Source organism: Acinetobacter sp. YH12233, from assembly GCF_013417725.1.
Lineage (GTDB): Bacteria > Pseudomonadota > Gammaproteobacteria > Pseudomonadales > Moraxellaceae > Acinetobacter.
Window position 1 is genome coordinate 1 of the sequence record NZ_VPDK01000059.1, and the last position, 10,649, is coordinate 10,649.

Annotated in this window: 13 protein-coding genes and 3 pseudogenes; 13 read left to right on the top strand and 3 right to left on the bottom strand. The window is 39.4% G+C overall.

The genetic code is table 11. The features are described 5' to 3' along the window. Positions 1 to 81: pseudogene (locus tag FTV12_RS15595) on the bottom strand (IS1595 family transposase); the annotation flags it as partial. A gap of 64 nt (positions 82 to 145) precedes the next feature. Here FTV12_RS15595 and FTV12_RS15600 point away from each other — a divergent pair. The 12 genes and pseudogenes from FTV12_RS15600 to FTV12_RS15655 all read left to right on the top strand — a co-directional run bounded on the left by FTV12_RS15600 (position 146) and on the right by FTV12_RS15655 (position 8,497). Next, on the top strand, positions 146 to 352 hold the full coding sequence (locus FTV12_RS15600; RefSeq protein WP_005237115.1) for a hypothetical protein: 207 nt from the start codon (positions 146 to 148) through the stop codon (positions 350 to 352). Positions 353 to 480: 128 nt separating this feature from the next. Then, the gene (locus FTV12_RS15605; protein WP_159123700.1) at positions 481 to 702 is read left to right on the top strand and encodes a hypothetical protein; all 222 of its coding nucleotides are present in this window, start codon (positions 481 to 483) and stop codon (positions 700 to 702) included. Between the two features lie 149 nt (positions 703 to 851). Beyond that, a pseudogene (locus tag FTV12_RS15610) lies at positions 852 to 1,098 on the top strand (DUF6868 family protein). A gap of 124 nt (positions 1,099 to 1,222) precedes the next feature. Beyond that, positions 1,223 to 1,936 (top strand): SIMPL domain-containing protein, encoded by a 714-nt coding sequence (locus tag FTV12_RS15615; protein ID WP_005237113.1) that lies wholly within the window; start codon positions 1,223 to 1,225, stop codon positions 1,934 to 1,936. Positions 1,937 to 2,682: 746 nt separating this feature from the next. Further along, positions 2,683 to 3,138 (top strand): hypothetical protein, encoded by a 456-nt coding sequence (locus FTV12_RS15620; protein ID WP_004785138.1) that lies wholly within the window; start codon positions 2,683 to 2,685, stop codon positions 3,136 to 3,138. A gap of 87 nt (positions 3,139 to 3,225) precedes the next feature. After that, entirely contained in the window at positions 3,226 to 3,891 is a 666-nt protein-coding gene (locus FTV12_RS15625; RefSeq protein WP_179993180.1) for a pseudouridine synthase, read from the top strand. A gap of 568 nt (positions 3,892 to 4,459) precedes the next feature. Continuing rightward, positions 4,460 to 5,404 (top strand): hypothetical protein, encoded by a 945-nt coding sequence (locus FTV12_RS15630; RefSeq protein ID WP_180012492.1) that lies wholly within the window; start codon positions 4,460 to 4,462, stop codon positions 5,402 to 5,404. Positions 5,405 to 5,640: 236 nt separating this feature from the next. Beyond that, positions 5,641 to 6,036: a ribonuclease E inhibitor RraB gene (locus FTV12_RS15635; RefSeq protein ID WP_180012490.1), complete on the top strand. Its 396-nt coding sequence runs from the start codon at positions 5,641 to 5,643 to the stop codon at positions 6,034 to 6,036. 239 nt (positions 6,037 to 6,275) lie between these two features. After that, positions 6,276 to 6,722 (top strand): SRPBCC domain-containing protein, encoded by a 447-nt coding sequence (locus tag FTV12_RS15640; protein WP_004785131.1) that lies wholly within the window; start codon positions 6,276 to 6,278, stop codon positions 6,720 to 6,722. 124 nt (positions 6,723 to 6,846) lie between these two features. Next, positions 6,847 to 7,185 carry a zinc ribbon domain-containing protein YjdM gene (locus FTV12_RS15645; protein WP_034705280.1) on the top strand — a complete coding sequence of 113 codons (339 nt, stop codon included), beginning with the start codon at positions 6,847 to 6,849 and terminating at the stop codon, positions 7,183 to 7,185. A 115-nt stretch (positions 7,186 to 7,300) separates the two neighbouring features. Further along, positions 7,301 to 7,663: a 5-carboxymethyl-2-hydroxymuconate Delta-isomerase gene (locus tag FTV12_RS15650; protein WP_004785128.1), complete on the top strand. Its 363-nt coding sequence runs from the start codon at positions 7,301 to 7,303 to the stop codon at positions 7,661 to 7,663. Between the two features lie 390 nt (positions 7,664 to 8,053). Then, complete coding sequence (locus FTV12_RS15655) at positions 8,054 to 8,497, top strand: nuclear transport factor 2 family protein (protein ID WP_159123697.1); 444 nt, start codon at positions 8,054 to 8,056, stop codon at positions 8,495 to 8,497. 112 nt (positions 8,498 to 8,609) lie between these two features. Here the strand turns inward: FTV12_RS15655 and FTV12_RS15660 are convergent, their stop codons facing one another. After that, on the bottom strand, positions 8,610 to 9,377 hold the full coding sequence (locus tag FTV12_RS15660) for a hydroxymethylpyrimidine/phosphomethylpyrimidine kinase (RefSeq protein WP_180012494.1): 768 nt from the start codon (positions 9,375 to 9,377) through the stop codon (positions 8,610 to 8,612). Positions 9,378 to 9,635: 258 nt separating this feature from the next. Here FTV12_RS15660 and FTV12_RS15665 point away from each other — a divergent pair, with 258 nt between their 5' ends. Further along, positions 9,636 to 10,283, top strand: a complete 648-nt coding sequence (locus FTV12_RS15665) for an HAD family hydrolase (RefSeq protein WP_180004020.1) — start codon at positions 9,636 to 9,638, stop codon at positions 10,281 to 10,283. Positions 10,284 to 10,538: 255 nt separating this feature from the next. On the opposite strand, the pseudogene FTV12_RS15670 reads toward FTV12_RS15665, so the two are convergent. Then, positions 10,539 to 10,649: pseudogene (locus FTV12_RS15670) on the bottom strand (IS982 family transposase); the annotation flags it as partial.

Sequence of the window (10,649 nt, forward strand, 5' to 3'; positions counted from 1 at the left end):
TTTGGAAGCAGGAATATCAACACAAAAGCATTGAATAATTTTTTTAATCTTGTAGTGACTTAATTTACTGTTTTCTATCATGATTCTAGACTAACATAATCATTTTGCTAGTCTAGAGCCAAAACAAATATTAGGGGAACTATAAATGATTAAATTTATTGTAGATGAACAAGAGTCTGCCCAAGGCGTGCACTATATTCATAACGCAACACGAGGCTGTGAAGACCTGCCAGAATTTGATAACCAGATTCTGATTGGATATTTTGCTAATTATGATCTGGCTTATAAACGCGCAAGAATGAACTGGCCGAGGGAGAAAGTAGAGGGCTGTCATAAGTGCTGTACAGAATGAGATTTATAGACATATTGGTCGTCATTTAAAACCCGCTATACAGTGGGTTTTATCATTTATCCTGTTTGAAAAATGATCAATTTGACCCCATATAAAACTATAGATTTATCATGTTTAGGGCTGCTCAATTGCAACATTATCTTGATCTCAATCATGACTCGGGTGTGGCCAATTATGAGATTGGCAATGAGTTTATTCGGGTTCAATTTAAGAAAACTTCGAAAGTGTATACCTATAGTTATAGCAGTACGGGCTATCAGCATGTGGAAAATATGAAACAGCTGGCCCAGTATGGTGATGGCTTAAATGCCTATATCAATCATCATACCCGTCATCTGTTTGTACGCTAAAAAGTGATCGCTGGAAGTGAGAACTGAAACTTTTAGCTGAAAATATTTAAACCATTTCCCTTTAGATCACAGATACAAATCAGCAGTTCCTGAACATTTGATCAATCTGTTAACTTAAGGATAGATGGCTCTACAGGCAGGGAATCACTATGAATCTCGATTTCTGGTGTCGGTTTTTACTTTATACATTGGCTTTGAATTACAGCATTTTAATGCTCTGGTTTTTGCTGATTGTCTGCACGAGACTGGGTGAAACGATTGCATGGTCAATGGTTTCAGCTCTCAGATCCAACTTTTGATGCCATTCACTATAGCGGCATGGCCATTTATAAAGTCGGGATATTCCTGTTCAATCTGGTTCCGCTAATTACCCTATATTTGATGGGGAAAAGTTAGGAGATAAAACTTTCCAAAGTTCCAGGAATAAATAAAACTGATAGTCGCATCAGCATTACACAGAGCAGTTTAAGGCTTATAATGCTCGAAACAGGATAACAATATGGAAAAGGAGTTCGGATCAATGAATCAGTTTAAACCTGCCTTGATTTTAGGGGCTTTGATCGGCTTGGGAATGATTATCGCCGGATTCATTTTGGGCAATAGTGCGGTCAAGATTAAACAGTATGAGCGGATTGTTTCCGTAAAAGGGCTGTCTGAACGTGAAGTGAAAGCCGATGTCGCCGTCTGGCCGATCCGTTTTAGTGGCGGCAGTCAGGATCTGACCGAACTGTATGACACCATGGAGCTGCAAACCCAGCAAATTCAGGCTTTCTTAAAAGGTGAGGGTTTTAAGGCAGAAGAAATTACCACCGGTTCTCCAGTCACTACAGATAAATATGCCCAGCAATACGGCGGTGATGCCAATGTTGCCTTACGTTATACCGCGCATCAGACCATTACGGTTTATACCCACAATATTGATGCAGTCCGTGCAGCGCAAACCCGTCTGGTCGCTCTGGGTAAAAAGGGCATTGCTTTTGGTGGTGATGATTCCGGGCAAAGAACGGAATATATCTTTACCAAATTGAATGACATCAAACCAGCCATGATTGAAGAAGCCACGCAAAATGCCCGCAGTGTGGCAGAAAAGTTTGCCGCGGATTCTCAAAGCCGTCTCGGGAAAATCAAAACTGCCAATCAAGGTTTGTTTAGCATTGAGGACCGTGACAGCAATACGCCTTATCTAAAGAAAGTTCGTGTGGTTTCTACAGTGGATTATTATCTGGCTGATTAAATGGCTGGAAAGCTGAATAGAGGGGTCTAAAAAATTTAGAGCAGAATGAGGTTTTACATGAAGATAAATTCCAGTAATTCTGCTCTTTCTGCAATAAAAGATCTTTATTTTGAGGTGAAAGGTAAAAAATTCTTCTTCAAATATATTTAAAGAAAAATATTTTCAAAAATCGGGAAAATTAAAAAATCTTAGGAAATTAATTTTGCCGCAGCTTGGCTACTATAGATCTCAAGGGTGTGATGGGATCGAAAAGAGTAGCATGCTGTGAGTGGCGCAAAACGCGAGTGCAGTACGAACCCAAAAGGTCTCGATTCGGCTTAGGACGCTATAGACCAAAAGTTTATAGGCTATAAGATCATTTCTTACAAAGAGTGATAGTTGAAGTAAACCATCAAGATGTTTTCCCAACACCCTCAAAATTTTCTCCTCTCATAAAAACAATCTTCTCCTCCAAACTGTTGAACACCTTCCCTACCCAGTCACTTATATTCTTCCTAAATAGCTGTAAATTCATTTGAGATTCAAATAAATACTATTTTAATCACATATCTAATCTATTTTATTTACAGCCTATAGCTTTCGACTATTTTATGTTTAAATACTACTCTAATGTCGCTGGTTGTTTATAAGTATTTGATATAAATAATTTAAAGTATAATATGTTTAATATTTGCTCACAAATTATATCCTTGAAAAATAAAACAGAATGCTATGATAATTTTGCATATAAGAAAGGGGCACGTCCCATGAAAAAATATGAATTAGAAATCAGTTATCCGCATCAAGAAGAAGACGAAGCAGAGCAGCTAGGCAGCTTATCGGCAGAAGAAATTCTCTCTACTTTCAAGTCCATTAACTGGCAACAGTTACGGGTTTTACAATTACAGATGCAAGCCGCCATTACCACTTTTACCGTAACAGACTCCGATGCTGAACAGTCGATTCAGATCACACTGAATGAACTGGCGCCGTCAGGTCAGCTTGAGTTCAGGCTGGAAAGTGATATTGAAGTCGAAGCTCAACATAAAATTCTGGGACTGTTTAGCCTGAAAAACAAAGACTATGTGTCATTTCGCAATCTGACTATGTCACAGGTTCAGCAATATCTTATGGCATTTTTAAATGAAGATCTCGACAGACTGAAAACCCAGTATCAGTCGGGTCATTCAGTATCTCCCATCAGTGCAGCGTCCAAAGCTTAGTCAGGCACTGATCCTGTAACAGGGCTGGATTGACAGTATTCCCTGACATTGTTATTTTGCGCGTTTTCTCCTGAATGCTTACAGCACATGCCTATTAACGACAACTTTGTCTACGCGCCGCCTCAAGACCCATTGCATATTCTGTATGAAGATGATGATCTGGTTGTCATTGAGAAGCCGGCCGGTTTGTTGTCTGTTCCGGGACGTTTGCCTGAGCATCATGACAGTGCTTATCTACGGGTACTAGAGCGTTATCCGAATGCCAAAATTACCCATCGTCTGGATATGGCCACGTCTGGTATCCTGATGTTTGCCAAACATCGCGATGCTGAAGTGGCGGTCAGCAAAATGTTTCAGGCACGTACAGTCAGCAAACACTATATTGCGCTGGTACAGGGAGAAATTCAGGCCGAGGGCAGTGTCGATGTACCTTTGATTACTGACTGGGAAAATCGCCCTCGGCAAATGGTGCATTTTGAACTGGGTAAAGCTGCCAAAACACTCTATCAACGGCTGGGATATCTGCCTGAGCAAGACATCAGCCGGGTATTACTAACGCCAATTACCGGGCGTTCACATCAGCTCAGAGTCCACATGCTGCATATCGGTCATCCGATTACGGGCGATAAAATCTATCATCCGGAACCAACGCGTAGTCCTCTTAATCGCATGGCCTTGCATGCCAGTGAACTGACTTTTACTCAACCCTTGAGTGGTCATAAAGTTGAAATTCTTGCACCTGCACCATTTTAGTAAAATTTAAGCATTCAAAAAATGAATATGGATTCTGATAAATATTTAAATTTTAGTAAGCTGCAACAGAAATGTCAGAATTTATTTCAGTCATCGGAAAATTATGGAGTTGAATTTAAGCAGTTTTCTAGAAAAATTATGTTCTGAATCATGTCTTATCAAGTAATGATTTTTTGAAATTAAAAAAGTGTACCCGGAAAAATTTCAGGAATCATTTAAGGGACTTTATCACTTTATCTTTAGTTTAACTGTTTGATCTATCTATTTTTATTCAGTTTTTATCAAGATTTGCAGTCTCTCAGGGGTTTGTTCTTATAACATTCGATATAAAAATAAAAACCCCTTTAATTGATTATCACCAACAGATTCATTTTAAGTAAATTGATAGGCATAAAAATATTAAGGTTTTATAGGTGAAAAATCATTTAAAAGATCAATTATATTAAATGTTTATGGTCATTTTTTATCTTTGATTCTCATCATTAAATTATGCAGAATAACTTTAAAACATCATAAATTTTTAATTTTTTAGTGCCTATATATGGTGCAAGGGGTAAGGGACAGGATGATGCTAAGTGGCGTGCTCTTTGTTCTCGCAAGTGTTTTAATCATTGTATTACTATGGGTATTCAATAGCCTGAAATTATCAAGAAACAATATTCAGTCCTTACAGGAAAATCTGGATCATTCACGCAGTAAATTGGCTGATTATGAAACACAAGTTGATGAATTAAATTATGAAATGACCCAGCTACGGATGCAACTGGGAAGTGCCAGAACTGAACTGAATAAATATAAACAATATCAGGATATCTGTGACATCGAACAATACATTATTAACCGCAGCTTGCAGGCCGAAAATTTCGTAGAAGTAACCAAGCTTGATGCTTCCATCATGCTGGATGATCTCAAAGCCTATATCGCTCAGGTCAAAGCGTATTTACAGAATTTACAGACTCAGGCCGAAGCTGATATTGAGCGACAGGCTCGAAAAGCTTTACAGGCTTATTATCAGCAGGCTAAAGAACAACAGCGACTGCAAGAAGTAGTTGAAGCTCTCGAGCATAAGATCAAGGGCTATCAACATGGTTTTGATCTGCCGGTCACGCAGCTTCTGGATCAGCTCATTAGTGGCTACAACGATACTGATGCAGCCCGGCATTTACTGACTATCAGAACACAGATTGAGCAGGCCAAAGAACAGCAGCAGGTGGCCAGCTGTAATTATGTCGATGAGGATCGTCGCAAGAGCACCATCGAGATTTTGAGTCTGGCATTTAATAGCAGGGCAGAATTCTATTTGTCCCAGTTAAATACTCATAATCTGGGTGAAATGCTGCAATCCTTAAAAGATGATTATCGCCTGATGAACTATAAAGGACAAAGCTTGAGCCAGGCCATGATTCAGGAGTCTTATCTGAACTTACGTCTGGAAGAGCTTAAATTCGCCGCCGTTTTACTTGAGCTTCAACAGAATCAAGTGTCTGAGCCATCTGCAGTGATCGCTTCCTAACTACAATTAAAAAAGACAGATCAACCGATGAAATTTTTTAATCTGCAGATTGATATGCAGGTATTTTTAATTAGATGAAAATGCAGCTTTTTTTCTCAAATTCTTAAATTTATATTGATAAAATTCAGTTGTTTATTTAGAGAAAGTTAATTTTTTTTCATATTCTGTACTCGATAATTCAAATAAAATAAGTTAAGCTGAATCGAATAATAAAACATCATAATAAGGATATCTCTATGGCACGCGATTATGACAAATTCCCTGACGATGAAAATGGTCATGTACTGTGGCAAATGTATCAGGATGGTGATGATCTGCAGGACGACCATGAAATTGAATTCTCGATAGCCTTTAATAGTGAAGAACAGGCTGACCGCTGTGCATTGCATCTGCTTAAAGAAGAACAAAAGATAAGCCTATATCAGGATGAGGAGAGCGATACGCTGGAGTGGACAATTACCATTCATGTCTATATGCAACCTACCTATGAAAATATTGTCGACTTAGAACAATGGTTTACCAGAATTGCCGCTGAATTTCAGGGTGAATATGACGGCTGGGGCTGTATGGCTTATGTCTATGATGATGAGGGCGACTCAGAAGAGGGCGAAAGCAAACTTCGTAGCAGCTAATCAAAATTTCCTTATTTAAGCCCGGTTAAGCCGGGTTTTTTATGGCCTGCGGTATTGGTCGGGTCAACTGTAGTTTTTTGTTATACATCCTATAAAATAGATAGATAACAATTATATTTAGGCCGTACAGTATGTTGGGCAGTTATTTAAATACTGAGGCCGACGAGATCGGGATGATCCGTCCGAATAATAAATAAAAATAATCTTTCAGTAAGAACAAGAAAAAAAGGTAGGCTGAAATGAGTTATACCCTAAAAATGCATCGCGTATTCAGTGCGCCACCGGAACGGGTGTACCGGGCCTTTATTCATCCAGATGCCATCGCAAAATGGCTGGCACCGCATGGCTTTACTGCCAGAGTTGAGCATGCCGAAGTCAAACCGGGAGGCAGCTATAAAATCACCTTGACCAATTTTGCCACTGGTACCCAGCATCATTTACATGGCACCTATCATGAAGTTATTCCTAACCAGTTACTGCGCTATACCGATTGCTTTTCTACACCTGAGGTCAAAGGTGAAATTGAAGTCACGCTCATCTTTGAAAAAGTGTCTGTAGGCACCAGCCTGCATATTATTCAGGTGGGTTATCCGGATCTGGTACCACCATCTGCATGTCACTTAAGCTGGCAGGAGTCATTGCAGCTTTTGTCCTGGCTGGTCAATCCACATATTTTAGATGGTTAAGTTCAGTTAATTAAGTCGAGCGGGAGATCCTTTTAAAGCTTGAGCATGAACCCACCCAAAGATGCTATAGTTCAGCTTTAATTTTTTGTTTTTTCTTTTATTTTTTTATTTTGTTGAGGTTGCTATGGCTCTACCACAATGCCCAAAATGCCAGTCTGAATATACTTATGAAGATGGTGACTTGTTAATCTGCCCAGAATGTGGATATGAGTGGAAAGAAGGGGAAGCAACTGAGGAAACCGTGGTCATCAAGGATGCGCATGGCAATCTGCTGGCTGATGGTGATACAGTTACAGTGATTAAGGATCTTAAAATTAAAGGATCTTCTTCAGTGGTTAAAGTCGGGACTAAGGTCAAAAATATTCGTCTATTACCCGATGCAACTGATGGACATGATATTGACTGTAAAATTGATGGCATTGGCGCCATGAAGCTCAAATCTGAATATGTGAAAAAAGCCTGATACGTTCTTATACGAATGAGTGCTTTCGGTCTTCGGGTTTGAAGGTCTATGCTTCTTCCTCAAACTCGAAGATCAATCTCTTCTGATTGCCATATCATGCCTGGATCTATGCTTTATGCCTCATCTTCATCTTGAATATTCAGATAATATTCAGCAGCTTGAAACCCGACCTTTAATGTTGGCAATTCACCAGGCCTTATTTAACGCCGGTTATATTAATGACCCGAATGATTTAAAAAGTAGGGCGATTGTACAGCAGGATTTTGTGATTGGACTAGAGCAGGAGACAGATCAGGCTTATGTACATGCTAAAGTTTCTCTCCTGACTGGTCGTAGTCTGGACATCCGCCAGGCAATTTCCAAGCTGGTACTTCAGGTCATGCAGCAGCACATTGTCTCGCAGCCGGGGTTAAAGATTCAGCTCTGTGTTGAAATTCTGGAAATGGACAAAGAGACTTATACTAAAGCTATTATTTGATTTTTTTTAGATTGAAGTGAGGACTAGGAAATGAAGTTTTCTTAGTTTCTCTCTTTATCTTGAATACATCAGAACTTAATAAAAAATTGAGAAGTATCAAAGCGATTTTGAAATATAAAGAACGATAAATAAAACTAGAGCATGAAAATTTAAATAATCAGTCAAAATTCACCTGATTATTGCAGTTGATCAGAAAATTTTGCCTATAATTAAAAAATAGTGTAATTTTAGGTATTAGGTCACACTTTTGACCTGATATATGGGGGGATGGGTAAAACTAGGACCCATTTACATAATTAAAAATAATGAAAAACAAGAAAGACTGAAAATAATGAGATGCTTGAAATCTCGGTTTTCAAGTCTGAATAAAACCTTATAGAGAGGTATTCAATGAAAATAATAGGGGAAGAATGTCTGGCTCAGGAAGTCAGGACATTTTTACAAAAATGGGATCAAGCTATTTGTTCACTTGAATTCAGCGAAATTCGTCAACTTTGCCGACCAGATGTCTGTCTGATTGATATTAGCTCCGAACTGAAAGGGATCGAGGCTTATCAGGCTGCATGGCAACAGTACCGACCATATATGCGCAACAATGGTATGCGCGTTGAACGGAAGGAGGTCACCATTCAGGTCAATAATGACATGGCTTTCGTATATGGTTATGTCCGGATTGCTTATGCGGCGATGGAACGATATTTCCCTTTGCAATGGTGCCGCTTCAGCATGGTCTTGAGCAAGCAGCAAGATCAGTGGCAATTGCATTATCAACATATTTCTGTCCCTGTTCAGGAGAAGACTGAAAAACTGCGCCCTGTGAAACTGGCAGGTTAAGGCAAAAGTTTTAAATTTCATTGAAACAAGATCATCACATCTATTTGTCCATTCTTGAAAAAAATCGCCATAAAAAAGCCTGAATCGTTCAGGCTTTTTTATTTAGGGAAGATTAAAAGCGTTTTGGAATGCGCTGACCATTCGGTACCGGAATTTCCGCATTTTTTAATACACCAAATAACCAGGTTTCTGCATGTTGTACGGCTGTTTTCAACTGTTCACCCAAGGCTAGACGTCCGGCAATGAAACTCGCCAGTGAACAGCCTGAGCCATGATATTCACCTTCCAGGCGCGGACAACGGGTTTCGTTGATCAATTCACCCTGAATATATAGACGGTTCTGGATATAGTCGGGAGTATCTTCGTGGCCACCTTTAACAAGAATCGCGTGGGCACCCATTTCGAACAGTTTCTGCGTGGCTTGATCTAAATCCTGCTCACCTGTCAGAGCGCGCAACTCGACTGTATTTGGAGTTAAAATCGTGGCTAGCGGAATCAGTTGTTTAAACGCTTTGACCAGTGTGGCTTGATTGCCGAGTGAGCCACCACTATTGGCTACCAGCACTGGATCCAGTACATACTGATAGTCCGGATGCGCAGTTAGAAATTCTGCCAGTGCTTCAATATTTTCAGTCGTTCCCAGCATGCCTGATTTAACACAACGAATCGGCAGATCCTTTACCACAGCATTGGCCTGAGCCAGCAGTAATTCCTTTGAAGTTGCTTCAAAACCAAAGACCTGTTGTGAGTTCTGGATAGTCAGGGCTGTACAGGCTATTGCAGCATGAGCACCACTTTGACCGATGGCTTCAATATCTGCTTGAAGGCCTGCTCCACCTGAAGGATCTAAACCTGAAAAGCAAAGTACGGTAGGTCGCAAAATGATGTCCTTCATTCACTAAAATTGCCTTAGTATAGGCAAATTTATTCAAACTCTCGATATTAATTTCTATCACTTGCAAGAACGGTCTGTCAGGCAAAATTTCGTATGTTTTATCTGATCAAAATATAGAGTTGATTACCCTGAAAATGGGCATTCTTGGCTTGTTTTTATGGCCTAATAATTGCTTTAGGGTAGACAAATCTGGCTATACTCACGATATGAATTGATGTCGGCTGCAAACATAGGGGACAAGGTGTGATTCAGAATATTTTAATTGACTTGGATGGTACATTAACTGATCCAAAAGTGGGGATTACGACTTCTGCCCGCTATGGTCTGGAAAAGGTGGGTCATCCGATCAGTGAAGACACGAATATTGACTGGATTATCGGGCCTCCTCTAAAAGCTTCGCTAGCCAAAATTCTGAATGTAGATGCGGATGATACCCTGGCTGAACAGGCACTAATGGCATATCGTGAGCGTTTTGCAGTGACTGGCTTATATGAAAATCACGTCTTTGAAGGCGTAGCTGAAACTCTGGCGGAACTTAAACGCCGTGGTTATCGCCTGTTTCTCGCAACAGCAAAACCAACCGTTTATGCCAAACAGATTCTGGAACATTTTAATCTGGCCCAGTATTTTACTGAGATTTATGGCAGTGAGCTGAATGGTGATCGGACCAATAAAGGGGAACTGATTCAGTATATCCTGGAACAACAAGGCATACAGGCTGATCAATGCATTATGGTGGGGGACCGTGAGCATGATATTTTTGGTGCCCGCCATAATGGGATTGAGTCGATTGCAGTCAAATACGGCTATGGTTCAGAAATTGAATTACAGCAGGCACAGCCTAAATATACGATTGAGAACTTTAGTCATTTATTAGACTATTTAAAATAATTTTTTATTTTCATTAAAAATAAAATGCTTCTATGTTTAGGAGCATTTTTTATATTCATTATTAACTTCACCTTTTGAATAGAAATCTGTTTTATTGCGTTAACTTGATTAATTGTTTGTATACTTTTGTTCTAATATTTTTCATGCTTACATAAATATAATAATGCATTTTATGTGATTAATGTCATATTTTAATGAACCTATTTGATTATAATTCACAAAAACATATTTTCCATATTTTAACCCGAATCCTGCTTAAGCCGATGACTTCATAATTTGAATTGTTGGCTTATTTTTATGGATCAGTTGATATGCACACAAGGACGCGTAAATCCCTCCTAGAAATCCATGAACACTACGTGCTTT